Origin of the sequence: Pontibacter rugosus (assembly GCF_042678745.1) — a bacterium.
Taxonomy (GTDB): Bacteria; Bacteroidota; Bacteroidia; order Cytophagales; family Hymenobacteraceae; genus Pontibacter; species Pontibacter rugosus.
Genome location: NZ_JBHTLD010000038.1, coordinates 1 through 26,754, shown reverse-complemented (window position 1 = coordinate 26,754; position 26,754 = coordinate 1). Strand labels below are relative to the sequence as shown.

General features: G+C 47.8%; 21 protein-coding genes. 4 read left to right on the top strand and 17 right to left on the bottom strand.

Translation table 11 applies throughout. The features are described from left to right. Positions 1 to 82 precede the first annotated feature (82 nt). Positions 83 to 715 (bottom strand): hypothetical protein, encoded by a 633-nt coding sequence (locus ACFQ2O_RS06410; protein ID WP_377524210.1) that lies wholly within the window; start codon positions 713 to 715, stop codon positions 83 to 85. Positions 716 to 884: 169 nt separating this feature from the next. On the opposite strand from ACFQ2O_RS06410, the gene ACFQ2O_RS06405 reads away from it, so the two are divergent. The 3 genes from ACFQ2O_RS06405 (at position 885) to ACFQ2O_RS06395 (ending at position 4,205) form a co-directional block, all read left to right on the top strand. After that, entirely contained in the window at positions 885 to 2,477 is a 1,593-nt protein-coding gene (locus ACFQ2O_RS06405; protein WP_377524207.1) for a vitamin K epoxide reductase family protein, read from the top strand. After that, positions 2,461 to 3,795: an amylo-alpha-1,6-glucosidase gene (locus tag ACFQ2O_RS06400; protein WP_377524204.1), complete on the top strand. Its 1,335-nt coding sequence runs from the start codon at positions 2,461 to 2,463 to the stop codon at positions 3,793 to 3,795. The genes ACFQ2O_RS06405 and ACFQ2O_RS06400 overlap by 17 nt, the downstream gene beginning before the upstream one ends. Positions 3,796 to 3,980: 185 nt before the next feature. Further along, entirely contained in the window at positions 3,981 to 4,205 is a 225-nt protein-coding gene (locus ACFQ2O_RS06395) for a hypothetical protein (RefSeq protein ID WP_377524201.1), read from the top strand. 245 nt (positions 4,206 to 4,450) lie between these two features. Here ACFQ2O_RS06395 and ACFQ2O_RS06390 read toward each other — a convergent pair whose 3' ends face one another. Next, complete coding sequence (locus ACFQ2O_RS06390; protein WP_377524198.1) at positions 4,451 to 6,889, bottom strand: TonB-dependent receptor domain-containing protein; 2,439 nt, start codon at positions 6,887 to 6,889, stop codon at positions 4,451 to 4,453. A gap of 405 nt (positions 6,890 to 7,294) precedes the next feature. Between ACFQ2O_RS06390 and glgX the strand changes: the two genes are divergently transcribed. Further along, on the top strand, positions 7,295 to 9,454 hold the full coding sequence (gene glgX / locus ACFQ2O_RS06385) for a glycogen debranching protein GlgX (protein WP_377524195.1): 2,160 nt from the start codon (positions 7,295 to 7,297) through the stop codon (positions 9,452 to 9,454). A gap of 157 nt (positions 9,455 to 9,611) precedes the next feature. Here the strand turns inward: glgX and ACFQ2O_RS06380 are convergent, their stop codons facing one another. The 15 genes from ACFQ2O_RS06380 to ACFQ2O_RS06310 form a co-directional block, all read right to left on the bottom strand. After that, positions 9,612 to 10,235, bottom strand: coding sequence for a DUF3347 domain-containing protein (locus tag ACFQ2O_RS06380; RefSeq protein WP_377524192.1), 624 nt, complete (start codon positions 10,233 to 10,235; stop codon positions 9,612 to 9,614). Positions 10,236 to 10,346: 111 nt separating this feature from the next. Next, entirely contained in the window at positions 10,347 to 11,549 is a 1,203-nt protein-coding gene (locus tag ACFQ2O_RS06375) for an efflux RND transporter periplasmic adaptor subunit (protein WP_377524190.1), read from the bottom strand. Positions 11,550 to 11,621: 72 nt separating this feature from the next. Then, entirely contained in the window at positions 11,622 to 12,929 is a 1,308-nt protein-coding gene (locus ACFQ2O_RS06370) for an efflux RND transporter periplasmic adaptor subunit (protein WP_377524187.1), read from the bottom strand. A gap of 79 nt (positions 12,930 to 13,008) precedes the next feature. Next, positions 13,009 to 14,220 (bottom strand): TolC family protein, encoded by a 1,212-nt coding sequence (locus ACFQ2O_RS06365; RefSeq protein ID WP_377524184.1) that lies wholly within the window; start codon positions 14,218 to 14,220, stop codon positions 13,009 to 13,011. An 82-nt stretch (positions 14,221 to 14,302) separates the two neighbouring features. Next, positions 14,303 to 16,201, bottom strand: coding sequence for an efflux RND transporter permease subunit (locus ACFQ2O_RS06360; protein ID WP_377524182.1), 1,899 nt, complete (start codon positions 16,199 to 16,201; stop codon positions 14,303 to 14,305). Positions 16,202 to 16,244: 43 nt separating this feature from the next. Continuing rightward, positions 16,245 to 16,643, bottom strand: a complete 399-nt coding sequence (locus ACFQ2O_RS06355; protein ID WP_377524179.1) for a four helix bundle protein — start codon at positions 16,641 to 16,643, stop codon at positions 16,245 to 16,247. Between the two features lie 16 nt (positions 16,644 to 16,659). Beyond that, positions 16,660 to 17,934 carry an efflux RND transporter permease subunit gene (locus ACFQ2O_RS06350; protein ID WP_377524176.1) on the bottom strand — a complete coding sequence of 425 codons (1,275 nt, stop codon included), beginning with the start codon at positions 17,932 to 17,934 and terminating at the stop codon, positions 16,660 to 16,662. A 155-nt stretch (positions 17,935 to 18,089) separates the two neighbouring features. Continuing rightward, entirely contained in the window at positions 18,090 to 18,530 is a 441-nt protein-coding gene (locus tag ACFQ2O_RS06345) for an HYC_CC_PP family protein (protein WP_377524173.1), read from the bottom strand. A 113-nt stretch (positions 18,531 to 18,643) separates the two neighbouring features. Next, positions 18,644 to 19,459: an SDR family oxidoreductase gene (locus ACFQ2O_RS06340; RefSeq protein WP_377524170.1), complete on the bottom strand. Its 816-nt coding sequence runs from the start codon at positions 19,457 to 19,459 to the stop codon at positions 18,644 to 18,646. Between the two features lie 23 nt (positions 19,460 to 19,482). After that, positions 19,483 to 20,889 (bottom strand): alkaline phosphatase family protein, encoded by a 1,407-nt coding sequence (locus ACFQ2O_RS06335; RefSeq protein WP_377524213.1) that lies wholly within the window; start codon positions 20,887 to 20,889, stop codon positions 19,483 to 19,485. Continuing rightward, entirely contained in the window at positions 20,801 to 22,114 is a 1,314-nt protein-coding gene (eboE, locus tag ACFQ2O_RS06330; protein WP_377524167.1) for a metabolite traffic protein EboE, read from the bottom strand. The genes ACFQ2O_RS06335 and eboE overlap by 89 nt, the downstream gene beginning before the upstream one ends. 60 nt (positions 22,115 to 22,174) lie before the next feature. Further along, entirely contained in the window at positions 22,175 to 23,353 is a 1,179-nt protein-coding gene (locus ACFQ2O_RS06325) for a 3-dehydroquinate synthase (protein WP_377524164.1), read from the bottom strand. Between the two features lie 99 nt (positions 23,354 to 23,452). After that, positions 23,453 to 24,361, bottom strand: a complete 909-nt coding sequence (eboC, locus tag ACFQ2O_RS06320) for a UbiA-like protein EboC (RefSeq protein ID WP_377524161.1) — start codon at positions 24,359 to 24,361, stop codon at positions 23,453 to 23,455. 3 nt (positions 24,362 to 24,364) lie between these two features. Continuing rightward, positions 24,365 to 25,306: a TatD family hydrolase gene (locus ACFQ2O_RS06315; protein WP_377524158.1), complete on the bottom strand. Its 942-nt coding sequence runs from the start codon at positions 25,304 to 25,306 to the stop codon at positions 24,365 to 24,367. Positions 25,307 to 25,379: 73 nt separating this feature from the next. Continuing rightward, positions 25,380 to 26,276, bottom strand: a complete 897-nt coding sequence (locus ACFQ2O_RS06310) for an EboA domain-containing protein (protein ID WP_377524155.1) — start codon at positions 26,274 to 26,276, stop codon at positions 25,380 to 25,382. Between the last annotated feature and the right edge of the window lie 478 nt (positions 26,277 to 26,754).

Sequence of the window (26,754 nt, the reverse complement as noted above, 5' to 3'; positions counted from 1 at the left end):
AATATAGTAAATCTTTATGGCGCAAAAACAAAAAGAGCACCCTACAAAGGTGCTCTTTCCATTAGGCAATTAGCTAAGCGCCTTAGGCCTCTTCAGCCTCTTCCATGTGTACCAGGTAACTGGTAAGGTTATCCCATTGCATGTCCTGAAAGCCAGCCCAGCCGCCCTCAGCTACCAAGGTGTTCAGCAAAGCTCGATCTCCGGCATCTTCCCCTTGATTATTGATACCTTCGTTTTTGCCGATTTCATAGCCTGAAAGGGTAGTGCCTTCACGTGTAACCCTAAACGTGCTGCTAGCTTCCTTTATGAAAAAATGCTGTATAGGCGCATCGCCCTCGCCTAGTTCCTTAGGCTTTTCACTGGGGTGTACTACAAACTCAGCCAGGTTATCCTCCGTGCGAATATTTGTTACCTTTACCCAGTTCTCTATGTCAGAACCCGGAAGTATGATGTTGATGTAATAGCCTATCTCAGGCATTTTAGCAGTTGTGCGGCGGCCAAGGTTGTTATACAGCTGGAAGGTAGAGTTTACCCCACCTATATTGGTCCACGCGTTCACGTCAAACAGCTTTTTCTTAGCACGATCAAAGGCTTCTATGGCTTCAGCTTCGCTTTGGTAGGTGTTGTGGTTTTCAAAGAGCTTGTCTTTCGTCTCCTCGCCTTGCACCACCTTTACCTCTTTCTTTATTCCGTTGATGATATCTTTTAAAGACATGATTTATCCTCCTCTTAAGTTAAGTAATGGGCGCCTTTGCTCTGATAGAATACGTTGGCCGACTAGACTTGTTAGTTAGTAACCTGAGTTTTAAGCCTGTTCTGCTCTTTTTAATCCCACACCTTATAGCTCCGTATACTTTTAATGCGCCTCAAAATAAAATAAACCTATGGAAGAAAATAAGCATGACGACTCAGGTAGCCACCAAGGTGGCATGGGTATGCGTGGCGTAACACGCCCCATGGCAGAAAAGCAGATAAGAGAGCACAACAAGCAAATGCACCAGCATGGTAAGCAGCACGAAAACCAGGACGGGCAGCAGAAGCAAGACAAGGAAAAAGATAAAGGCGGCATGGGTATGTCAGAAGATATGCGCAAGCAAATGCTGCACATGCACCACATGCAAACGCTGTGGGTGTACTGGATGATTATTATACTTGGAGCCTGGGTGCTGCTCTCGCCGCTCACCTTTGACTACGGCATCGGTACGGTGCAGCCATCTGGCGGCAGGAGCGTGTGGCTGACTATGGAGCAGCGCATCCAGTTCATGAAGTGGAGCGATATTATCAGCGGTGCCTTACTAATGTTCTTTGGCTGGCGCGGCCTTGCACCTAACCGCCCTGTCAGCATCTGGATATGCTGCTTTATCGGTATTTGGCTTACCATGGCTCCGCTGCTGTTCTGGTCTCCTACCGCAGTGGCTTATTTGAATGACACTATGGTGGGCGCTCTTATCATCGCCCTGACCATACTTATACCAGGCATGCCCAACATAATCACGTACATGAAAATGGGACCCGACACCCCTCCCGGCTGGAGCTATAACCCCTCTAGCTGGCCGCAGCGCTGGATTATGATGGTGTTAGGTCTAATAGGCTGGTTCGTTTCACGTTATCTGGCAGCTTTCCAGTTAGGCTATATCGATTCTGTTTGGGATCCCTTCTTTGGGCAGCAGAGCGAGCAGGTGCTCAACTCGGCTATGTCGCATAGCTTGCCTGTTTCTGATGCGGGGCTGGGTGCAATCGCTTATACTTTTGAGTTTCTGATGGGCTGGATGGGAGCGCCGAGCCGCTGGCGCACTATGCCTTGGATGGTAGCCATTTTTGGCATTCTGGTGATACCGCTGGGGATGGTGCACATCTTTTTAGTCATAAGTCAGCCAATTATAGTAGGAGCCTGGTGCACGTTCTGCTTGTTAGCTGCCGCTATTATGATCCCTATGATTCCGCTGGAAGTAGATGAGGTAATTGCCATGGGGCAATTCATGAAGAAGAAGGTGAACCAGGGCGAGAGTTTCTGGAAAGTATTCTGGAAAGGCGGCACCATAGAAAGCGATGCTAAAGACGAAGCACCTGAGGTGATGGCATTCCCTCAGAAGCCGGGGCCAGTATACAGTGCATCTATCTGGGGCATCAGTTTCCCCTGGACGCTGACCGTAGCTACGCTGTTGGGTATAGCCCTTGTGTTTGCGCCAGGCGTGTTCGGAGTACAGATCAAAGAAACAGTGGCTGATATTTTCCACCTGGCAGGTTCGCTGATTGTAGTAACTTCTGTCTTTTGTATGGGTGAGCCTTTACGCAGGGGACGCTATTTTAATGTACTGTTGGGGTTGATTGTCGCAGTGGCTCCCTGGTTTTTGTCTAACAGCCCTATAAGCTTAAGTATAACAGGTGTTATTTTAGGCTTGGCAGTAGCGGCACTTTCCCTTCCGGTAGGGCCTAAAACGCAAAATTATGCAGGCTGGGATGCGTACATCAAGTAAAGAAGAGGTGTTACATGAGCAGGACATGCTGGCAGACGAGGAGATAGAGGCTCGGGTGCGCAACTTGTTGTACAGCAACATGATCAGCGGAAAACGAGGCAGCTTTCATTACCATTACACCAAACCATCTCCGGACACTTACCCTTACCAGTACTTCTGGGATACTTGTTTTCATGTGTTTATACTGCTGGCAATGGACGAAGTAGATATGGCTAAGAAGCACATGCGCAGCCTGTTCCGGATGCAGGCACCTGATGGCTTTGTAGGACACATGAGTTACTGGAAGCGTCGTTGGCCCGCCCGCATTACTGATATTTTTCAGCTTCGGCCTAAAGATGTGCTCCAGATTTACAAGCCGCACATGTCAGCTTTGGTGCAGCCGCCACTTGCTGCCCAGGCCGTGCTGCGCATTTACCAGCACGCCCCAGATCAGCAATTCTTAAACGAGATGCTGCCCCGGTTAAAGGCCTACTACAACTGGCTACAGCTCAACCGCGATTTTGAAGGGGAGGGGCTACTTTCTATCATTTCTCCATATGAATCGGGCCTGGATTGGAAGGCAAGTTACGACCCGGTGCTGCAGTACAATAAAGGGCAGGCTGGGCCGCAGCTTTTCTGGAAAGTGCTGCAGGTAGATGCCCACAACTTCATCCGCAATTACAACCTGCCAGCAATTTACCGCAGCAACAAGTTCATTGTAAAAGATGCAGCCTTCAATACCTTTTATGTTCAAAACCTGGAGGCTCTAGCTAAACTCTGTACTCTGGCAGGCGACCAAGATGCTGATATCTATCGGTTGCAGGCTGAAAAAACGGGCAACAGTATACTTAAGTATATGTATGATGAAGCCGATGCGGCCTTTTACGACCTTGCTGGGCACAACTTCCGAAAATTAAAAGTGAAGACGGGCACCATCTTCTTTCCGGTGGTACTGCGGCAGGTGCCTAATGCAATTTGTAAGCGAGTACTGCACCGGCACCTGCAGCAGCAAAATGGCTTCCATGTACCTTATCCCATACCATCGTTGGCTGTGGATGAGTATGCCTTCAATCCTGATGAGTCTTTATATATTTGGCGCGGCCCTACGTGGGTAATGTTTAACTGGTTTATGCACGGCCACCTGCTTGATATTGAGTATACTCAGGAGGCACAGGAGCTACTGCTAAGTATAAAGCGGCTCATCACCCAAAGTGGCTTACGGGAGTACTATGACCCCTTTACCGGCGCGGGCCACGGGGCACAAAATTTCACATGGTCTGGCCTGGTGATGGACATGATAAAGAGACAACAGCAGGCAGATACTGGCAGTGAAATTTAAGGTACTTTATACTTCAACGATCTTTTAGCCATACTTCATGTAGTCATTAATAGGGCAGAAGCAGGAGTGAACTGTAGTGTTGTGATTTAAAGTGTAACACATTTAAAATCAACTAAATGCGTCTTTATGCGTTAAAAAAAGAATAATGTGATTTTAATTTCGCACTCGAATAAACACGAATAACTATGGGAGAAGCTATTTTAGGATTAGGAATATTAGGATTAGTATTAGGCCTGGTAGGCTTGATTATTTATGTCTGGAGTATCATTTGGGCCTATAAAGATGCTGAGCGGCGCGGCAAACCAGGGTGGCTGGTTGCCATAGTGGTAGCCTTTCTGGCATGGCCGGTTGGCTTGATTTTATGGTTGATCATTCGGCCCAAAAACAACTCCTATTCCCATCATCATTAAAAATAAAGTATAACTTATTACAAGCAAAAGAGGCAGTGGTATCTACCGCTGCCTCTTTTGCTTAAGGACAAAGTATAGACGGATTTGAGCATGTATAAAATTCATTCTTTGCGCTGCAAAAGCCTGTAAAGGAACCTGGCTTCACGCTTTTCTCGCCCCACAGCGCTGCTATGAAGCCCTAAAATCGCCTTGCCAGAACCCTTCCCATTCAGCTTTCGCTTGCAAAAACCAAATTTAAACATGCTCTAGTTACCGCCTGCTCTGTTTAGCTCATCCAGGTTTATGTTACGTTTTTTAGATTCGAATTTTGTGCCTTTGCTAAAGCGGTAGCGCAGGTTAAAGCGTATGCCTTGCGCACCCTGATACTGCTCAATCTTGTTGATGTTTCCGTTTACCTGAGAGTCTACTATCAGTACGCGGCTCTTAAATATATCTGAAACATTTAGCGTCAGCGTAAGCTTGTCATCCATAAAGCTGCGTTTCAAGCCGGCATCCACCCACCATTGGTCATCTACTTGATAAAGGCCATATACAGCAGGACCCTGGTAATTGGCACCTAGCTCCAGGCGCATGCCATAAGGCAGCAGCAGGTTGTGGTTTGATTGCCCGATAAAGGTTACCTGGTCGTTTACCTGCAGGTTATCATCAACCAGTGTAGTAAATTCCTGATACATCAGAATCAGGTTGTTGTTTGCTTCCCACTTCTTAGAAAATTTTACGGGAGCTACCAACGTCGCGTTAGCGCTCTTTAAATCCCGCACGTTCTGCTGCTGAAAAACGGAAATACTGTCGCCTGGCTTCTGATAAGGTATTTCTGCTATGTAGTCTTTTGTGAGGGCATATCCTAAAATCAGGTTGTAGGTTTGGTTTAAAGTATGCGTTACCTCAAAAGAGTTCGTGTACTGTGGCTTCAGGATCGGGTTGCCCTGTGCTACCGTGATAGGGTCTAAGTAAAAGATGAAAGGATTCAGTGCCTCGTAATCTGGGCGATTAATGCGGCGGCTATACTTGTAGCCAATCTGGTAGTTATCGCTTACCTTCTGCTGTACAAACACACTCGGGAAAAAGTCGAGGTAGCTGCGGTTATTCGGCTTATTCAGGGTAATAGACTCTCCTTTAGATTCTGTTTGCTCTGCCCGTAAACCACCTTGGAACGTCCAGTTTTTGCCCAGGCTGGATGATACGTTTACATAGGCCGCATAAATATTCTCTGTATAGATAAAATGATTACTGCGGCTCTTGTCCAATATCTTCCTGTTATCTAAGGTTTGGTAAAACTCCAGTTCGTTGTCTGATACCACATGGCTGGCCTTAGCACCTACTTCCATTTTTGTGTTTTTAGCTAAAGGCATGGTAAAGTCTACTTTACCCGAAAATATCTCATAGTTAGTCGGGTTCTCGCTCAGGAGCAGCTCAAGCCTGTCTGGTGCGCTGTTGGTGGGGTTGCTGTAGAGGTTCCGAAACTTAAAATCATCGTTGCTGTTAATGCGCACATAATCCAGGTCGGCAGATAGGGTTGTGCCTGTGGTATCCAGCTTGCCCAGGTAGTGCAGGTTAAAGGTACCGTTGCCATAGCTGCCGTCAGATGTGTTTAGGGCATCAATCGCCTGCCTATTATTTGTTACCTCGTTCAGAACCAGAGATCTTGTATGGAAAGAGGTGCTGTTATTATTAAATATGAGGTTAGCAGTTGCCCCAATACTGTGGAGCTCGTTCAGGTCATAGTCGGTACCTACACGCAGGGATGGCTGCAGCCGCTCCGATTCCTCATAACCTTCCTGGTTTAAGACACTCTTGCCTCCTTCTTCATTCGCATACCTCCTGTACATATCCATGTCGCGGTAGCGCATACGCCGCGAGAGGTCTACGCTGCCGTAAGAGTTCCATTTGCCGCTCTTATAGCTTAGCTCAGCTCCAGAAGTATAGGTGTTAAGCTTGTTGTACTGATAGCCGCCATACACGCTGCCGCTCATGCCCGTCAGTTGGTTTTTCTTCAGGTTGATGTTGATGATACCGGATGCACCTTCTGCATCGTAGCGGGCAGAAGGGTTGGTGATGATTTCCAAGTCTTTAATATTTTCAGCAGCCATACTTTGCAGCAGGTTCTGCAGCTCTTTACCCGATAAGTAAGAGCGCTTGCCGTTTAGCATTACCTGTACGCCTGCTTTGCCGTTTAGCTGTATATTGCCCTCCTGGTCTATCCATATTCCCGGAGATTTGGCGAGTACTTCGTAAGCTGTGTTGCCTGCAGCCATGGCAGTGCCGTCCACACTTACCACCATTTTATCTGGCGTAGTGGTGATAGTGGGACGCATGGCCTGTACCTGCACCTCTTTTAGTGTCTTTACATCTGCCTTCATCTGCAGCTTGCCAAAGTCTTTGTTAAAAGCTGTAGAAGACACTTCAAAAACAGATGTCTGTATTTCCTGGTAACCGAGGTTTGTGAGCTTCAGTTTATACTTGCCTTTAGCTGGTGTCTTTATCTGAAAGCGGCCATCCATATCAGCAATTGCTCCAGTAACAATCTTCTCTGTTGTAGCTTCCAGCACGGCCACGTTAGCAAAACCAACAGCTTGTCCGTTTTCTTCTGCCACTGTACCGCTCAGGGTACCTTCTTGCTGGGCAAAAGACATGGAGCTACAACAGAGAAAGAACAGCATAAGTAGTAGGTACATCTTTTTCATAATTTTATTTTGATTGGGTTGATGATGATGAGTGATTTTATTCATGCAAACTTAGTATAAGGTACTATGTATAGCAAGGTACTGTTGCTGTTTTGTCTGATGTTTTAGACGAACACCTGGAAAATATCTGCCAACTGCCCGGCTGTGCTTCAATAAAGTATCTGAAGGTTTTGCATTTGTATCTAATAGATGCAGGAGCAAGAAAAGTAGTTGCTTGTCAACTTAAATTTAATTCTTACCTGCCCATGCAAAGGAAGTAGTGGAAGCGCTAACTATTTAGGTGAAGTTGAAGTATATGTTTGTATTAATTACAGAAGCCTGGCAAAACCAGTATCAGAAATAGCTAAAAAGGCAAACATGTGCTTCTTAGAATATTAGCAGTATTTAATATAAAATCAAGAGAATATGAGTATAAAGAGTTATCCCGGGCAACCTTACCCGCTGGGAGCTACTTGGGATGGTGAAGGAGTGAATTTTGCACTTTTTTCAGAGAATGCTACTGCCGTAGAGCTTTGCCTGTTCGATACCGAAGATGCCAGCAAAGAAACGGCTAAAATTAAAATGACAGAGCGAACGCACCACGTGTGGCATGCATACCTGCCTGCTATAAAACCGGGGCAGTTATATGGCTACCGGGTGCACGGGCCTTTCGAGCCGCATGAAGGGCACCGCTTTAATCCAAATAAATTACTGCTAGACCCTTACGCAAAAGCTATTTCGGGCACCATAGAGTGGCATGACTCACTCTTTGGCTATGAAATGGGCCATAAAGACCAGGATCTAAGCTTTAGTGAGTCAGACAGTGCACCTTATATTCCTAAATCTGTGGTAATTGATCCTTCCTTTGATTGGGAAGGAGATAAAAATCCAAATATACCTTACCACAAAAGTATCATCTACGAAACGCATGTAAAAGGCTTCACTAAGTTGCACCCTGATATTCCAGAGGAAATAAAAGGTACCTATGCAGCTTTAGGGCATCCGGTTACTGTCAAGTATTTGCAGGAGCTCGGGATCACGGCTATAGAGCTGATGCCGATTCACCAGTTCATCAACGACCGTATTCTAATGGACAAAGGCCTTAACAACTATTGGGGCTATAACACCATTGGTTTCTTTGCGCCGGATGTACGTTACTCCAGCAGCGGTACCCTGGGCGAACAGGTAATAGAGTTTAAGGAGATGGTGAAGGCGCTGCACAAAGCAGGCATTGAGGTAATACTGGATGTGGTGTATAACCACACAGCAGAGGGTAACCAGATGGGACCAACGCTGTCGTTTAAAGGTATTGATAATGCAGCCTATTACCGCGTAACGGAAGAAGACAAGCGCTACTACATGGACTATACCGGCACCGGCAACACGCTGAATGCTAACCTGCCCAACGTGTTGCGCCTGATCATGGACAGTCTACGTTACTGGATTACAGAAATGCACGTAGACGGCTTCCGATTCGATTTGGCTTCTACGCTTGCCCGTGAGTTGCATGAAGTGAATAAACTAAGCGGCTTCTTCGACATCATCCATCAGGATCCGATTATCTCACAGGTGAAGCTTATTGCCGAACCTTGGGATATTGGTGAGGGCGGCTACCAGGTAGGGGAGTTTCCTCCGGGCTGGGCCGAGTGGAATGGCAAGTACCGTGACTGTATCCGCGACTACTGGCGCGGCGCGGATAGTATGCTGGCTGAATTTGCCGAGCGCTTTACCGGAAGCTCCGACTTATACAAAGATGATTACCGTAGCCCTAACGCAAGTATAAACTTTATCACTGCCCACGATGGCTTTACATTGAACGACCTGGTGTCTTACAACGAAAAGCATAACGAGGCGAACGGAGAGGATAACAACGATGGCGAGAGCCACAACCGCTCCTGGAACTGTGGTGAGGAAGGCGAAACCGATAACGCGGAAGTGCTGGAGCTAAGGCAAAAGCAGAAGCGCAACATGCTGGCTACGCTGTTTTTATCGCAGGGGGTGCCGATGTTGGTGGCCGGTGATGAAATAAGCCGCACGCAAGGTGGTAACAACAACGCCTACTGCCAGGATAATGAGATCTCGTGGCTTCATTGGGAAGATGCAGATAAGGACCTGCTAGAGTTTACCAAGCGCGTGATTCGGTTTAGCAGAGAGCATCCTGTATTTACACGTCGCCGCTGGTTCCAGGGGCAGCCAATCAAAGGCGAGAAGCTGAAAGACATTGCCTGGTTCCTGCCGGAGGGCAAGGAGATGCCAGATGAAAACTGGAATCATGACTTTGCCAAGTCTCTTGCTGTATATTTGAACGGTATGGGGCTGCACTCCAAAGGGCCGAAAGGTGAGCAGATAGTGGATGACAGCTTCTATGTGATTTTTAACGCACATTATGAGGCGCTTACCTATAAACTACCACCTAAAAAGTATGGCAACGAATGGGTAAAGGTGCTTGATACGGCAGAAGGAGGGTTTGATGAGGACAACAAGAAGTATCGTGCAAGTGAAACTTTAGAAGTGGGAGCACGGTCAATTGTGCTGCTTCAACATCCGCGTTCTGAAAATATATCAGAAGCCAAACCGCATGAGTAACAGCAATAGTGTTTAAAAGTAAAAGGCCGATGCAATATTTGCATCGGCCTTTTTAATTTTAGCTTATCCTGTTCGGGAATGCTGTTTTATACAGCTTATAGCCGAACAGGATAAATAGGCTGAGGCAAAGCGTATGTTACACTTTGCCTACAGCTACCTACTGCTTGTATACTTCTTCAGTGCTACCGCATCTCAGCATTTTATCGCCAAAGTATGGGTTCTGGATTTGTTCGTTTGAGCTTAGCCAGTAAGCGCCTTTGTCGTTCAGGGCCATTGGGCAGTGCTGGTAGTAAAGTGTTTGATCTGCTGTGTTGAAAGCCTTGGCCATAGAGAAAACAGACTCTGAAAGTAGCTCCAGATGCTCACGCTGTGCCTCCAGGTTAGATGCGGCGGCAATTTTCTCTGCACTACTGATCACTTCTGAAGTCTTTTCTTCAGCATAAGCTTTTTCATCGGTCGTAAGTGTAGCTACTGGCATGGCTCTGGCAATAGTTAGCACCTCATTAGCTGCTGCTTTAGTTGCTTCTGTATCAGATGCTACAAGGGCATCTTTTAAAGTCATGTAATTACTTACCAACTGATCTATTTGTGACTGCATAGGTGCTGCTACAGAGGTAAAGTTGGGCGTTTCTACTACCACGCTAGTTGCCATAGCTCCGGTTTCAGTGGCTTCTCCATGCTGTCCAGTAGTAGCTTCAGCATTTTCGGCACTGTTCTCTGATGAGCAGGATGTGAAAGCGAAAGCTGCAAACATAGCTGCTACAAAAAATGTCTTTTTCATACTATAAGATTTGAATGGTTGATTATTTAGTGATTGAATGAAATTATACTTGGTTGATTGCTTGAATATAAGATTTTGGTATCCGTTAAGTTTGAGTTCAGGCGTTTAAGATTAATGGTTATGTCCGGCCATAGGGTCAGCACCTTTTTTTAAAACATACTCACTGTACAAAAGATAGGCTCCTGAGGTAACTACTTTATCATGTTCTTTGATACCGCTAAGTATAGCTACGTTATCAGCGCTGGCCTCGCCGAGCGTGACCATCTGTGCCTGGAATGTACTTTTACCTGTTTGTACCCACACATGGCTACCACCTTCATCGCGAATTACGGCATCTGTAGGTACTGTCAGCGATGAACCATTCTTGCCGGGCAGGGTCACGTTCGCCTGCATACCGGGCAAATACTGCTCCTCCTTGTTCGGGAGCTCGGCGCGAAGTATGGCTACCTGGCTACCCTGCCTATATTCAGGACTGATAAACGTAACCTTAGCCGTAACTGCCTCTTCAGCAAAACCCTGCACCGACACCTTTACTTCGTCACCAGCCTGTACGTTGGCTAACTCCTGTGCATACAGTTCAGCCTCCACCCAAATCCTGCCTAGTTTTCCAAGCCTGTACAATACAGCGCCTTCTGTCACATACTGCCCTTCGGCAGCGGCCACATCTGTAATCACGCCTGATGAAGGTGCCACAAAGGTAACACGGGCATTTAAATTTTCTGCCTTACCCAAATTTCTAATCTGGCTTTCGGTAAGGCCGTAAAGCAGCAGTTTGCTTTTGGCTGCCTCCAGAAAAGAGCCGAAGCGTGGGTTTTCTTTCCCTAACTCCTGGTACTGCCTTAGAGCGAGCAAGTACTCACGCTGCAGTGTCAGCAGTTCCTCAGAATATACTTCATATAGTGGCTGTCCTTTCTGTACAGCTTGTCCGGTTTCTTTATAGTATAAGCGCTCAATGCGGCCTTGTACCCGACTGCTCACCACATCTGTCTGTGTCTCGTCGAGCACCAGCTTACCGGTAAGTATGGTATTGCTGCCCACATCGCCATACTTCACTCTTGTTGTTTTGATGTTGCCAAGCGCGATTTGACTTTCACTTAGCATCAGTTCTCCTTTGTTAGCACCGCTTTGTGAAACAGGCACTAAATCCATGTGGCAGATCGGGCAGGTGCCAGGCGCACTCTGCACAATCTGCGGGTGCATGGGGCAAGTATAAGTCGTCTCCGCCGCGGCTTCGCCATGCTCGTGCGCTTGTTCGGAGCAGGCGCTGAAGGCTAGGAGCAGCAGTAGGAGAAGTATGTTCAGGTATCGTTTCATGTTTTTTTTAATTTTGATTGAGTGGATGAGTGGTTGTGTGAATTGAATTCGCTCATTCACTCAATCGCTCAATCATTCATTTATTTTCACAAAGCTTTCGCTGTCAATCATAAACTGAGCGTTGGCGGCGATGATGTCACTTTTAGTCAGGCCCGCTAAAACTTGCACTTGGTTACCTGCTGTGGTACCAACTGTAACAGCTGTGGGTTTGAAGGCACCTCTTACTTGCTTGAAGGCAACCGAAGTGGTGCCTAAATCCAGCACCGCCTCACGCGGCACCCACAAGGCTGGAGCCGTTGTATAACTGGCGGTGCCCGAAACTAATTGGCCTACTCTTGCCAACTGCTGTTGGCCCGGCAGGTATACTCTTACTTTTGCAAAGTTCTCGCCAGCCTCGTAAAAAGGCTGCAGGAAATCCACCTGCGCTTCCAGCTTCTCACCGGGCAAAGCAGGAAATGTAATTTGTACCGGAGCACCTTTGGCAATAGAAGTAACCTCGCCTGCAGGTATGTTAAACTCTGCCCATAACTGGTTTGGGTTAACCACACGTAGCAAGGGCTGGCCAGTAGTTATATACATGCCTTCGCGTAGCTGCAGTTCGCTTCCCGCTGCCGGAGTAGCCGCCCCAGCGCCTGCCATACCAGGATTGGTATTGCCAGTGCCCATACCACCTGCGCCAGGTGCTGTAACTGGTACAGAACTTGGCGTAGCTGACGGGGCAGTGGTATTAAACCCTATCACGTAGCCATCGTAAGGGCTGTAGATTCCGAAAGTATAACTTGCCTCACTTGTTCTTATCAGGCGATTTAGCTGAGCATCAGTAGCACCCAGCAGGCGCAACCGTTGCTTGGCTGCCTCAATTAACGCTTTGTCTTCTGGAGCCGATTGCACCAGGTATAACAGCTCTTTCTGTGCCGTTACCAGTTCCGGGCTGTACACCTCCATCAGCTTCTGGCCTTTGTTGATGGGCTGGTAATTATACTTTACAAAAAGCTTTTCAATGCGGCCTCCCACACGCGATGGAATGGAATAGATGCGGCGCTCATCATACGTAATGATGCCTTCCATTTCTACTGTAGCCGGTACCGCTTTTTCTTCTGGCTTAATGGTGCTGATGTTTGCCACCACCGTTTCATTCGTAGGCTGCAGCAGGAATGCCAAATCTTCTGTTATCTCTATCGCTTCCCCATGCGTTGTTTGTGCTACTAAGTCCATGTGGCAGATCGGGCAGGTGCCGGGCTCATCCTGCACAATCTGCGGGTGCATGGGGCAAGTATAAGTTGTCTCCGCTGCGGCTTCGCCGTGCTCGTGCGCTTGCTCGGAGCAGGCGCTGAAGGCTGTAAGCAGCAGCAGGAGAAGTATGTTCAGGTATCGTTTCATGTCTCTTTTCAATTTTGAATGAGTGGATGAGTGGTTGTGTGAATTGAATTCGCTCATTCACACAATCGCTCATTCATCATTATTTTTCCACCTCCCGCTCATAAGCAACGGCTAACTGATACAGCGCCTGCAGGTTGTTCAGGTATTCCATCTGGGCCATGTTTAAGGCTTCCCAGGCGTCAATTACTTCTGGGAGCTGCGCGGTATTCTGCTCATAGGCCAGCATGGTCACATCATAGTTTTTCTTTAGGGCCGGAAGGATTTTGGTGCTGTAGTTCTCCACCTGTTGGCGCTTCGCGTTTAGCTCCAGTGCCATGTTGCGGACCATGCCCTGCGCTTCGTTCAGAATATTCTCGCGCTCACGCTGCATTGCTTCAATTTCCAGGTTCATGGCTTTGGTGTTGGCCTTGTACATTTTGCTGGACCAAGGGGCGATTGGAATTGAAACCATCCCCATGGCCGTGAACTGGTTTGGCATCATGCTGTTGCGGGGCGTCATGTGGTCGAAGCGCAGCCGGAAATCTGGTTTACGCTCCAGCCTTTCCTGCTCCACGCCCAGGCGCATGTTTTCGATAATTCTGTCGAGTTGTAGTAGGTCGCTGCGGCTTTGGTTAAGGTAGGCTGTGTCAGCTGCCAAAGCTACCGGAGCAGGTATGTTAACTAATGTGTCTATTTTGAACTGCTGCTCTTTCGGCAGGTTCATCAGGGTGTTAAGGGTCACGTTTTGCTGAAGGATTTCGTTGCGCGTCATCAGTTGCATATTTTCTACCTCATGCAAGCGTGCCTCCGCTTTGTAAATGCTTCCCAACTTACCCTGGCTGTACGGATAGCGGATGCGTGCCAGCTTTAGCATGTATTCCATAATGCGGGCATTGTCCTGCAGTACATCCAGCTTTCGTTCCAGCACCACCCAGTCATAATATGCGGCTTTGGCTTGTGCACGAAGACTATTGTAAAGCACTTCTGCTTTTGCTTGTTCTATTGCTGCTCTTGAATCGTAAACGGCCTGCTTTGCGCGCTGCTTTGCCGGGTTGGGGATAGCCTGTTCGGCAGACAGCATCAAAGAACCTTCTTTCTCATCGCGCTCCACACTCTGGCCGGGATAAGGCAACATAAATACACCCGCTCCAACCATCGGTGCCATCCAACCTGTAGCGCCTTCTGCATAGGCATCCTGTGCTTTGGCACGTAGGTCGTACTGCTGCAGCATGGGATTATTGCTGCGGATGTTTTGCAGAACGCTGTCCAGGGCTATCGGTTGCTGTTGGGCTTGTGCTGTAAGATTTTGCATCAGAAGCAGAAGTATAGCTATAGCCGAAGCAAAACATCCCCCTGCCCCCTTCAAAGGGGGACTTCTGAATGTGTACTTATCTTTAATGCTTGACATCGTAAATCTCTAGTTTTCCGTGTTTCTTTAATTCGTGCTCTTTCGTCATCTCAAACACCACCGGGGTTACCAGCAGGATATGTATAGAAGAGGTGAACACACCGCCTATCATCGGCAGCACAATGGGCAGCATAACATCAGTGCCTATACCTGTAGCCCAGAGCACTGGTATCAGTCCAAACAGCGCTACGGAAACCGTCATAATTTTAGGGCGGAGGCGCTTGGCAGCACCCATAAACACATAGTCGCGGATGTCTTGCTTGGTAATTGTTTCAGAGGAATTGCCTTTGGTGTCCACCAGTTCTTTCATGGCCTCATTCAGGTAGACCACCATCACCATGGCAGTTTCTATGGCCAGACCAAACAAGGCGATAAAGCCTACTGCCACTGCTACTGATAAATTTACGCCATAGAAGTATACGATAAACACGCCACCAACCAGGGCAAAAGGTATGGTAATCAGGTTCAGCAGGGCCTCTTTCAACGATTTAAAGGAGAAGTACAGAATAAGGAAGATAATAATCAGCACCAGCGGAACAATGACCTGAAGCGTTTGGGTGGCACGCACCTGATTTTCCCACTGGCCACTCCATTCTAAGTAATATCCTTCTGGTATACCTGTTACCTCTGCATTTATCTTTTCCATGGCTTCCTCTACCGTGCCTCCTAAATCACGATCGCGCACGTTAAAGAGTACGGCTCCACGCAGCTGTGCATTTTCAGAGTTGATCATCGGTGGGCCGCTGGTGAAGCTGATATCGGCTACAGAAGACAAGGGAATGGTGCCGGCAGCAGCTGTCTGAAGCGGAATGCGCTGAATCCGCTCCACGCTGTTGCGGTATTCCTGCGCCAGCCTTACATTGATTGAAAAACGCTCGCGGCCCTCGATGGTATTGCCTATACTGGCACCGCCTAAAGCAGACTCAATGGTCATGTTCACATCGTCTACGGTTAGGCCATAGCGCCCCAGGGCTATGCGGTTAATATCGATCTGCATGTATTTGCCTCCCGTAATCGGCTCCACATAGAGGTCTTTCACGCCCGGCACCGTTTCCAGCGCCGATTTTACCTTTTCAGACACGGCATAAACCGAATCCAGGTTCTGACCATACACTTTCACGCCTACATCGGTACGAATTCCTGTGGCAAGCATGTTAATGCGGTTGATGATGGGTTGCGTCCAGCCGTTTACCACACCCGGAATCTGCAGCTTGGCATCCAGCTCCTGTATAATTTCCTGCTTCGTTATACCTTCACGCCACTCTGACTGCGGTTTCAGCATGATGATGGTCTCGATCATACTTATCGGGGAGTTATCGGTGGCGGTACTCGCGCGACCTGCCTTGCCTAATACCTGGTCTACCTCCGGCAAAGATTTGATGATCTTGTCCTGCACCTGCAGAATGCGCTTCGCCTCCGCGTTGGACACATCTGGCAAGGTAACAGGCATGAACAAAATAGAGCCTTCGTTGAGCGGCGGCATAAATTCGGTGCCCAGGCTAAACAGCATCGGGATAGACACCAGCAGCGCCAGCACATTGATGCCGATAGTCGTTTTGCGCCACTTCAAGCACCACTTCAGTACTGGCCCATATACCCGCTCAATGCCTCTGTTAATAGGATTAGCGTTATCATCCTTAAACTTTCCTTTCAGGAAGAAGGAGATAAGTACAGGCGTCAGGGTGATGGCTACAATAGCATCCACAATAAGTATAAACGTCTTCGTCCAGGCTAATGGGCTAAAGAGCTTACCTTCCTGACCTGTCAGCAAAAACACCGGCAGGAAAGAGGTAATCACTATAATGGTACTCCAAAACACGCTCGGGCCAACTTGCTTGCTAGCCTTTTCGATGATGCGGAGCCTTGTTTCTTTATCTAAGTTCATTCTTTTTAATTTTGAATGAGTGTTTGAGTGAATGTGTGAATCTTTATCTGGTGGTATTTTTTCTGGCTTTTGCCAGTACAGATAAAATTTCGGTTGTCTCTTTCACTAGTGGTGCTGTTGCTGATTTACTTGTAGAACCTGACTCTTCTAGTAACTCCAGCCAAAACATCGTCTCATCAGCTTCTTCAATCACTATACTTACCTTTGAGTAAAACTCTGCAGATGACCTTGCTCTGCAGGCTGCTCTATAATTTGCTCCCACAGAGGTGGCCGAACGTAAGAGCTGACGCTTCATAATAATAACCTCTTCTGTTCTAGGTAAACTTTGGCTAAAGCGTATAACATCAAGTGCTAGTTTCTTTGTCCGCTGTCGGAACTGCTCTACAAATTGCTCTTTAGGTATTCTATTTAACTCGCTCATTACCCATTCATTTAAATTCACACATTCACTCAATCGCTCATTCAGAATTCCTTTTACTCGCGTCTGCCAAATGCCTGTAAGAATTCTCCACCATCACAATGGCATCATCCACAATCACACCTACCGAAAGGGCGATGCCTGTCAGCGACATAATGTTGGAGGAGATATCAAAAGCGTTGAGCAGGATGAAGCCAATGGCGATGGACAATGGCAATTGAATAATGATAACTAAAGCACTGCGCCAATGGAACAGGAAGAGGAACACGACAACGGATGCCACGATCATTTCCTCAATGAGAGTCGCCTTAACAGAATCTATACTTTCGTTGATGAGGCCGCTGCGGTCGTAGACAATGTTGAATTTAACACCTTCGGGTAAGCCTTTTGATACTTCGGCCATTTTCTCCTTCACATGTGAGATTACTTCTTCGGCATTCTCGCCATAGCGCATCACCACAATGCCGCCTACTGCCTCTCCTTCGCCATTAAGGTCGAAAATGCCGAGGCGGCTCTCGCCCGTCATTTGCACCGTGGCTACATCTTTAATGCGCACAGGTAAGGTGTTGTTGGTGGTGACAGCGATGTTCTCTATTTCTTCTGCCGATTTTAAATAGCCGGTGGTTTTGATGATATAGCCAATGTCGGAGCGCTCAAACTTGCGTCCGCCTGCTTCGTTGTTATTGGCCCGCACCGCCTGTATTACCTGCGGTACGGTGAGGTTGTAATAGGTGAGTTTGTTTGGGTCTACGGTTACCTGGTACTGCTTCTGGAAGCCGCCAAAAGAGGCAACTTCGCTTACGCCATCTACATTCTGTAAAGCAAACTTCACGTACCAATCCTGAATAGCGCGTTGTTCTCCCAGGTCCATACCCGGTGCATCCAGCGTATACCACAGCACATGGCCTACGCCGGTACCATCAGGGCCAAGGGTTGGTGTGGCACCTTCCGGCAGCATGTTGCCAATGGAGTTCAGGCGCTCCAGCACACGGGAGCGGGCCCAGTATACATCGGTCTCATCCTCAAAAATGATGTAGATAAAGCTCATCCCGAACATAGAGGTGCCGCGCACATACTTCACCTCGGGTAGCCCCTGCAGGTTGGTTACCAGCGGATACGTTACCTGGTCTTCCACCAGCTGCGGGCTGCGGCCCATCCATTCGGTAAACACGATTACCTGGTTCTCCGAAAGATCAGGGATAGCGTCTATTTTATTTGTTTGCACCGAATAAAGGCCCCAGCCAAACAATACAGCCGACACCAGCAGCACGAGAACACGATTGCGCAGGGAAAAGGAAATTAACTTTTCAATCATGAAAATAATATGCTAGAAATTACAGAAGTATAGACAACTGCCGCAGGAATACGACAGCGCGTGGTGCCACAAAGTAGAAGCATAGCCGTGCTGCCGCTTATGGCCTGGTAGAGCCACAGCTGTTCAGCGCGCCATACGGCACCTTAATCTGTAATTTATAGCAGGAAAGACTGCACCAGCACAGGGATGTCGCGGGGCAGGGGAGGAGACTCGTAAAAAGCGTAAGCAGGTTTTAGATCAGTGCTGGAAGCGAAGAACTTCAGAACCACCACTTGCAGCACAGCAGCCATTTTGAGCTGCTGTAGCTTGCTAAGTGTCGTGATTTTATGGCTGGCGGCATCGTCTAACTGTTTTACCGTTAGCTGATGATCCTCGCAGCAATCGTTAGAATCTTTGCTTTGCTTTTCTTTGGGTGTATGGCAGGGTGGCAGTTTTTCCTGCTGCTTTTGCTCCATAGGGCAATCTGCGGCGGCACCAAAGAAAGTGATATCACGCAACTCACCTCCACATAAATGCATGCCCACAGCCATACCTGTCGAGGAGACAAGCACCAGCAAGGTGAGGGTTAGCATTATAATTTGGCGGTACAGTTTCATGTAGTGTTTTGTCCTTATACTACAAAGGTAAACCCTGAGCAGCAGGTACTGTTACAAAATTAACATAAAATCTTATACAATTATTCCCTGCTGCTTAAAATGAACCGCTTGCGTCACCCGTTGTCGCTGAAGGCAGGGTAGAGTGTCATCCCTCCATCAACATAAATCGTGGTGCCAGTAATATAGTCTGCCTCGTCGGTGGCTAACCAAACAGCTACTTTGGCTACGTCTTCAGGTTCACCGATGCGGCCGTAGGGAATCAGTGTGAGCATGTCTTCCCGACCTTTTTCATTTTCCCAAACGGAACGGTTGATGTCCGTTTTGATGGCGCCCGGTGAGATGCCGTTGACGCGAATTTTATTTGGTGCTAATTCCTGTGCCAACGTTTTCATCAGCATCTGCACACCACCTTTTGCTGTGGCGTAATTCACATGGCCCGCCCAAGGAATAATGTCATGTACCGAACTGATAAAGATGATGTTTCCAGCGGATGTTATATCCTCCGGCTGTACTTTGCGCTTCATAAATTCCCTTGTGGCTGCCTGCGCGCACAGGAAATGGCCGGTCAGGTTCGTGCTGATTACCTTGTTCCAGTCATCCAAAGTCATATCTATAAAGGAGCTGTCTTTCTGCACACCAGCATTGTTAACGAGTATATCCAGCTGGCCAAACTCTTGAACGGCTGTATCTATCAGACGCTGGCAATCTTCTGGTTTTGCTACATTGGCCTCTACAATAACAGCCTGGCTACCGGCGCTTTCTATTTGCTGCTGTGCTTCTTTGGCTCCATCTTCGTCTGAATAATAGTTGATGACTACCTTCGCTCCGGCCTTGCCCATTGCTATGGCAATAGCCTGTCCTATACCTGAGCTACCTCCTGTTACAACGGCTACTTTGCCCTCCAGGCGCTTATCTTGTTTGTTTTCCATGATGGTTATAAGAATGTTTGTCCTTATACGGCAACTGCAGATTTACGCTGTGTTGGGTTTGGAGCCTGCAGGTGCTGAAGTATAACATCAAACACATCCACAGCTTGTAGTTCCTGAGGTAATGGAGCCTTTGTGTTAGAGAGCAGCAGCGGCCATTCGTTTTTATCTTCCTGAATTCGGCCGTGGGAGCCTTTGATAAGAGTGGCATCCAGCGGAATAATGTTCATCACCATTCGGAAGCCCAGCTTTTTCTTGAGCACTTTGCCAGCCACTTTAGGTAGTAGGAACTTGATTTTAGGGTCAGCAAACATCTCTACCGGGTCGAAGCCGGGCTTTTTATGGATGTCTACCATACGGGCATAATCTGGTGCTTTTCTATCATCCAGCCAGAAATAGTAGGTAAACCAGGCATTAGCTTTGGCAACAACCACAAGTTCACCACAGCGTTCATGAGCCAGTTTATACTTGTCACGCTCTGCGCCTGCAAGAACTTCTTCTACGCCATCTACGCTTTGCAGGAGCTGTTTCACTTCCGCAATTTTGGCTTGGTCTTTTACATAAACGTGTGCAATTTGATGATCGGCTACGGCAAAGGCTTCGCTCATAGCCATGTCCAGCAGTTCAGTGTCCCGCTCTATACGCACGCTTATATAGCCTTTCTCGCGCAGCACACGGTTGAGGTGTACCGGCTGGTTTACGTCCGAAATACCATACTCAGACAACACCATAACCTTAGCACCCTTGGCTTCATAAAAGGAAATCAGGTCACCTGCAACAGCATCAATTTCCTGTAGATCTTTGGCAACGCGCGGGTCTGATGGACCGAAGCGCTGCAAGTTGTAATCCAGGTGTGGGAGGTAAATGAGTGTGAGCGTAGGGTTGTAAAGATTATCTGTAATCTTACTTGCGTCTGCAATCCACTTGCTCGACTTGATAGAGGTTTTCGGGCCCCAGTAGTTGAACAGCGGAAAAGTACCCAGTTGCGCCTGTAGCTTATCCCGAAGGTCAGCTGGCTGTGTGTAGCAGTCAGGCATTTTTCTGCCATCGGCCAAGTACTGCGGGCGTGGGGTCAAAGTATAATCGGCAGTGGTATTCATGTTGTACCACCAGCCCATGTTGGCGACTGTGAAGTTCGGGTCAGCTTTGCGGGCTACTTCCCATACTTTGGGAGCCTGCACCAGCTTGTTGGACTGTCGCCACAGCTTTATTTCATCCTCGTCTCTAAAGTACCAGCCGTTGGCCACAATGCCATGCTCCTCTGGCCACTTGCCAGTGAGGTAGGTAGATTGTACCGTGCAGGTTACAGCCGGAAGTACAGGTTTTATACTTGCTTGCTGTACATTAGCTGCCCATTTGGCCAGGTGCGGTGTATGCTTGCCGATCAGGGACTGCGTTAGCCCCACGATGTTCAGAACTACGGTCTTCTGCATCATATTTTTTATTGATGTTATCAATCACCCACTCCAGCTCACGCTGAATGGATAAGGAAAGGTCTTTTTTGAGTTCAACCGGCAGCACATCCCATGTATAGGTTTCCACCTCCAGGTGTTGTGTTACCGGGTTTTGCTGTAATAATCTCAGTACTTCAGCCACATCTTCTTGTGTAGATTGCAAGCCATTGTACTCCTGCGTGAACAGCGGCACATGGAAGTGTGTGCGCCATTCTACGGCGTTAGGTTTGCGAATATGTTGTAAGGCAAAAGTCAGGTCAGGGTACTGCGTAAGCGCACCTTCATTATCTTTTTCCACCACCTGGTGCAGGTAAGTCGATTCGGCAAACATGGCCATGGCTTCAGCCAGTTCTCCACGCGTTTCAACATCCTGTGGCAGGTTTGTTTTAAGCGCAGCACTTAGCTGTATTTTGCCAATCTTTATACCGGCATGCTTTAGTTTGGCAAAGGCTTCCTGCGGCTTTTCATAGGCTAAGGCAAAGTGGCACACATCATAGCAGAGCTGCACATAAGTATAAATAGCCTCAACAGCTTCGTCCTTCGTCAGCCCCAGCGATTCCTGAAGTTTATCGGCTCCAATTGGCTGTAGCCACTCCTTATAGAACTTTATAACCTCTTTAGAGTTCTCCAGCAACCCGTCCGGCTCCGGCTCAATATCGATGTGGATTGTTTTGCCTGTTTGTCTTTTGATCTGGTGCAGTGCCTCTACAACCTGTACCAGGTGCTGTGCTGAATGTGTATAAACAGACTTCATTTTCTGCTCATCTGCATCGCGCAGCCAGGGCTTATAAGAGAGGGGAGAAGTAGAAATGCCGCCCTCCATGCCTGCAGGTAACAGCTCTGCCAAGATTTGAGCCAACTTAATAGTATAGTCTACACGATTTTCTGTAGTCCAGTCCGGTTGGTGCACTTTGTCTTTTACCTCCTGATGATGAAAGCCGCCATACGGGAAGCCGTTCATGGTGAACACATACAGCTCCTGCTCCTGAAGCCAACGTTTGAATTCTGCAAGATGATCACCTTCCAGAATTTCTTCGCTTGCCAGGTTGGAAAGGCGCAAACCAATACCGAAAGGTTTATCTGGTGACATTTCTTTTTTCAGAGGAGGGAAATAGGTTTTCAGGTTCTGGAAAACCTCTTCCCAGCTTTCTCCGGGATGTATGTTGGTGCAATATGTAAGGTGGTAGGCCTGTTGCAGGTACATGTCTTAATCTTTTAAAGTAAAACAGCAGGCCACCCGCAAAAGCAGGAGGCCCATCTGTGTTTATACTTGCGGTAGGGTATGAGGTTGCTGTTTTTTCTGGAGGAGGTGGATAGCCTGGTAAAGCAACTCCTGGTCCATGTGGTGAACTTCTACCCCAAGGCCTATCTGAGCAAGTAGCATGATGGTTAGCTTCCCGCCTAGATGCTCTCTAAACTCTGTGAGCCCACGGATAACCGATAACTCGCCATTAGCTTCCTGCTGTACCAGTTCCGGCACAAAAAGGTCAAACCCAAGTTCCTGTAACAGCGCTATAACTTCGTTATACTCTTGCTCAGTAATCATGCCTTTCAACCAAGAGTAGGTGACATCCAGAGCAATGCCAATGGCAACAGCCTCTCCGTGGCGCAGGCTATACTTGGTAAGTTGCTCTAACTTGTGCGCAGCCCAATGGCCAAAATCCAGCGGACGGGAAGAACCCATCTCGAACGGATCTAAACCACCAATATGCTCCACATGCAGTTCTGCGCAGCGGTGAATGAGCTTTTGCATGGCTGCCATGTCACGCTGTGCCAGCCTTTGCGCATCAGCCTTTATACTTTGGTAAAAGGTTTCATCTTTAATCAAAGCAACTTTAACGGCTTCCGAAATGCCAGAGCGCCAGTCGCGGTCTTCGAGGGTGAGCAGAAAATTGCTGTCGTTGATGACGGCGAAGGGTGGAGCGAAAGTGCCCAAGAAATTCTTTTTACCAAAGGCATTTACACTGTTTTTTACACCCACACCTGAATCATTCTGGGAAAGCACAGTCGTAGGCACGCGAACCAGACGTATGCCACGGTGTGCAATAGCAGCTGCAAAGCCAGCCAGATCAAGTATGGCTCCGCCTCCAATGGCTATTAAATAAGAATGCCTGCACACACCAAACGCGTTGATACCGTTAAGTATAGTCTGGAGGTGCTCCGGCTCATTTTTGGAAACCTCACCACCCGGAAGTATAATCGGCTCCGCTACCTGGTGCAGCACATCGGCATGTGCGGCAGTGTACGTGTTTAGCTGCCCCAGCAACGCAGGGTTTGCCTCCGCCACACCACTATCGATCACAAACAAGACTTTACGGGTACTGGACGCATTATCCTGTGCCAGCACATCTGTTAGCATAGAATTCTCCGGCTGAAAGAGCCCCTCAGTAAAGTATACCCCATACCTAAACGGCACTGCAAAATTCTGTTCTATCGTCTTCATACCCGGGGGTAATTTAATTTTGAATGAGTGATTGAGTGAATAAATGAATAGGTGTTACTCTAAAATTCTAACGTCTAAAATCTATTGTCTAGCATCTCGCTAAGTCACAGCAAAGCTTTTGGCAATGTAAATAGACACAGGCAATAGCAGCAGCACGATCAAACCGTACTGCCAGCCTGCAAACCCAGCGGCTATACTTGCATTCATCACGATCAGGGCAAGTATACCTGCCTTCACTGCTTTGATGATCAGCTTTGGTTCCTTTGCTGGCAAAGCCTTGAAGAGTGGCGGAAAAATAAGCCAGGCAAACAGCAGCAAGAACGGGAGGCTATACAACAGGTTAAACTGCGGCAACAGCGCCAGACTCATGATACCGGCAAAAACAATGGCATACATAAACACGGCTCCCTTCAATGCGGCTGGGTTACCACCATGTACTTCACCACGGCTCACCATGGTAATAGCTGCAATGTAGACTATAGGAATGAGGGCGATGAACCATAAATCATCCAGAGCGGCAGGAATAGCGCTTACACCTAGCAGCAGGTTTCCGCCTCGGCAAGAGCCCATGTTGATTGGTCCAAAAAAGGAGTGATGCTTACCCTTCCAGTCATATAGGAGAGCCAGTAGTGCTACAGCTACAGCTATAAAAGCACTTATGTCTGATACCTGCCACGCAGCAAGTATAGCTCCGATCAGCAGTACTAAACCCAGTATGGTGGCACCAGTCACGGAGGCACGTCCACTGGGGATAGGCCTTTCCGGCCGCTCTACTCGATCAAGTTCAGCATCAAACACATCGTTAAACACCACGCCGCCACCATACAAACCGATGGTTGCCAAAACAAGCCAACCAAGCGGTTGCAGGTGTGCTGCTTCAAACCCATTTTCCCAAAGGCTAAGCGATAGCAAGGCACCTGATGCGGCATAACCTAACATAATATCTGCAATGGCCGTCACGATGTTGGCAGGTCGCGTTAGCCGCAGGTAAGCTTTTAATTTACTCATGCGTTAGCGTACAATGTTTGAACCCAGGCCATCGCTGGCTGCAACCTGGCCCACAACAGGTGTTTGGCCGCCACGCAGCACAGAGTTTTCAGAGAATTTCTCACGCTGGTCTACCTGTGCGCCCTGTAGCCAATCTGACTCATGCATCTGGCCGCTTTTACCAAAGGAGTCGAGTGCATTCTGGTAACAAACTTTACGCACATCTTCTATACTGATACCGCGCTCCAGCATCAAAGAAGCCGTTTTAGGTACCGAAAGCGGATCGCTTACACCCCAATCGGCAGAGGAGTTTACGATGATACGCTCAGAGCCATACTGCTTCACAATTTCTACCATGCGCTCGTTGCCCATTTTAGAATTAGGGTAGATGGTAAAGGCAGCCCAAAAGCCTCTGTCCAGCACATCTTTCACCGTTTCCTCGTTGTTATGATCAATTACCACCATGTCAGGTGCAATGCCATGCTCCAGACATACTTCCATGCTTTTGATGGTGCCGGACTTCTTATCGCGGTGCGGCGTGTGAACCTGCACCGGCATGTTTACCTCTTTAGCCAACTCCAGCTGCGCTCTAAAATATTTGTCTTCTATAGGCGTTTGATCGTCGTAGCCAATTTCACCTACACCCACTACACCTTCTTTGCATACAAAAAGCGGAAGTAGCTCCATTACCTGCTCTGCCAAGGCTTCGTTGTTAGCCTCCTTTGAGTTAAGGCCGATGGTGCAGTAATGCTTGATGCCGAATTGGCTGGCGCGGAATCGCTCCCAGCCTACCAGGCTGCTGAAGTAGTCCTTAAATGAGCCGGCCTCGGTGCGGGGCTGCCCTAGCCAGAAGGCAGGCTCAATGATAGCCACAATGCCGGCTTGCTGCATGCGTGCATAATCATCCGTGGTGCGGGACGTCATATGGATATGCGGGTCGATCAGCATTAGGTTGTGCGTGTTCATATAGTAAAGGTTATGGTTGGATGTGATGTGAATTTATGGTGCAGGGGTAGTGGCCTGCTTTAGGGTATGGTTTCTAGTTAAGCTGCAGGTTTTTATCGCCAATCATGCTCCACGTAATTTCTCCGTTCTCTATGCGGGCCTTTAACTGTGGGTGAGAATTTAGCAGTTCTTTTGCTTGAACACTATTGCTTTGGGCACAGGCCAGTGCGGCAGCTTCCTGCTCCAGTTCGTTTGGCTGCGAGAAAAGCTTCTTGATGTCCTCCAATATCACCTCATCAATAAAAGGGCCAATAGGTCTCCATAGTTCTGGTGATACAGGTCGTCCTGCTGCCCAGCGCTCATGGGCATAATCGGAAAGTATGCGAGCAAGTTTAGCATTGCGGCGTTTCTCTATGCCGTATATTCTAAAAACGGGTTTGCCTACAAACAGCGTCTTCAGCACCATGTTGTTCCAGGCATCTTCATGCATATAATCAGCGGGGTAGGGGTTGTCCAAAGCTACAGCCTCAAACACATCGCCCATGTTGGTGCGGAAGCCCTCTGCGGCGCGCTCACGGAAAAGTTCTGGGTGTGGCAGCAGCGGTAAGGCGGCATAAAGCGCTACCAGCTCACCCATGTCAGCTGTATTAAATAACGTTTCTAATTGCTTTCGGAAAGCTTCACCATCCTTATAAGGTAGCGACAGAATGAGCAAAGTACGGGCAGTTTGAGCGGTATTCCACTGGTTGGGGTTAAAGCCAGGTCTGATCGTATTGGCCTTTTCTATATCGTGTGGCGTAAGCTGAAGTAGTTCTTTGCCTACGAAACGTGGTGCTGCGCTAAAAGCTAGGTAGAAGTCCTTTGATGTTGCACTATCAGCACTGATAAGCTCCGTTTTCTGCCGAAGCCATTGTAAACCTTTTGTAGTAGCATTGCGCTCCAATATGTTTAGTAGGAACGTTCTTGTAGCGTAGATGTCTGCCTGGTACACGTTTTATCTATAAGTTAAGAAAATACAAACATGGTTTTGGTGCTCCTGCTTTAAATTTTACGGCTAAGCCCTTAATCTAAATTAAAGTCGGAAAACGCTATATAGTCATGCTGCTATAGCTATATGTTTTACGTCCTGTATAGAAGAAAGTTGAACTGCCAGAAGGCATTTGCAGAAAGGTACAAGTATATACAACTTTTGCATTGAGTTTGATTGTGTTATACGGGTCTGTATTACTGCTACTTATGCTTTTATTGCAGTTAAGTTGTTTAAACTTTCATTCTGGATTTGCTGCTATTGCCAAAAGAACTGACTGAAGTATGAAAATTGTATTGGTTATAAGTATGTTCTAAGAAGAAAAAGCTGCATTTGTCAACCTTTTATTACGTAAGGCGTAATTACTATATACAGCACCCACTGTATAGCCATACCCAAGCATGTTCCCTTTCTTGGGCGGTATTAAAGATAGTTTTTATTA

Bases quoted from the DNA above. Each gene is read 5' to 3' on its own strand.
- ACFQ2O_RS06410 (WP_377524210.1), bottom strand. From the start codon at position 715: ATGTCTTTAAAAGATATCATCAACGGAATAAAGAAAGAGGTAAAGGTG.
- ACFQ2O_RS06405 (WP_377524207.1), top strand. From the start codon at position 885: ATGGAAGAAAATAAGCATGACGACTCAGGTAGCCACCAAGGTGGCATG.
- ACFQ2O_RS06400 (WP_377524204.1), top strand. From the start codon at position 2,461: ATGCGTACATCAAGTAAAGAAGAGGTGTTACATGAGCAGGACATGCTG.
- ACFQ2O_RS06395 (WP_377524201.1), top strand. From the start codon at position 3,981: ATGGGAGAAGCTATTTTAGGATTAGGAATATTAGGATTAGTATTAGGC.
- ACFQ2O_RS06390 (WP_377524198.1), bottom strand. From the start codon at position 6,889: ATGAAAAAGATGTACCTACTACTTATGCTGTTCTTTCTCTGTTGTAGC.
- glgX (WP_377524195.1), top strand. From the start codon at position 7,295: ATGAGTATAAAGAGTTATCCCGGGCAACCTTACCCGCTGGGAGCTACT.
- ACFQ2O_RS06380 (WP_377524192.1), bottom strand. From the start codon at position 10,235: ATGAAAAAGACATTTTTTGTAGCAGCTATGTTTGCAGCTTTCGCTTTC.
- ACFQ2O_RS06375 (WP_377524190.1), bottom strand. From the start codon at position 11,549: ATGAAACGATACCTGAACATACTTCTCCTACTGCTGCTCCTAGCCTTC.
- ACFQ2O_RS06370 (WP_377524187.1), bottom strand. From the start codon at position 12,929: ATGAAACGATACCTGAACATACTTCTCCTGCTGCTGCTTACAGCCTTC.
- ACFQ2O_RS06365 (WP_377524184.1), bottom strand. From the start codon at position 14,220: ATGCAAAATCTTACAGCACAAGCCCAACAGCAACCGATAGCCCTGGAC.
- ACFQ2O_RS06360 (WP_377524182.1), bottom strand. From the start codon at position 16,201: ATGAACTTAGATAAAGAAACAAGGCTCCGCATCATCGAAAAGGCTAGC.
- ACFQ2O_RS06350 (WP_377524176.1), bottom strand. From the start codon at position 17,934: ATGATTGAAAAGTTAATTTCCTTTTCCCTGCGCAATCGTGTTCTCGTG.
- ACFQ2O_RS06345 (WP_377524173.1), bottom strand. From the start codon at position 18,530: ATGAAACTGTACCGCCAAATTATAATGCTAACCCTCACCTTGCTGGTG.
- ACFQ2O_RS06340 (WP_377524170.1), bottom strand. From the start codon at position 19,459: ATGGAAAACAAACAAGATAAGCGCCTGGAGGGCAAAGTAGCCGTTGTA.
- ACFQ2O_RS06335 (WP_377524213.1), bottom strand. From the start codon at position 20,889: ATGCAGAAGACCGTAGTTCTGAACATCGTGGGGCTAACGCAGTCCCTG.
- eboE (WP_377524167.1), bottom strand. From the start codon at position 22,114: ATGTACCTGCAACAGGCCTACCACCTTACATATTGCACCAACATACAT.
- ACFQ2O_RS06325 (WP_377524164.1), bottom strand. From the start codon at position 23,353: ATGAAGACGATAGAACAGAATTTTGCAGTGCCGTTTAGGTATGGGGTA.
- eboC (WP_377524161.1), bottom strand. From the start codon at position 24,361: ATGAGTAAATTAAAAGCTTACCTGCGGCTAACGCGACCTGCCAACATC.
- ACFQ2O_RS06315 (WP_377524158.1), bottom strand. From the start codon at position 25,306: ATGAACACGCACAACCTAATGCTGATCGACCCGCATATCCATATGACG.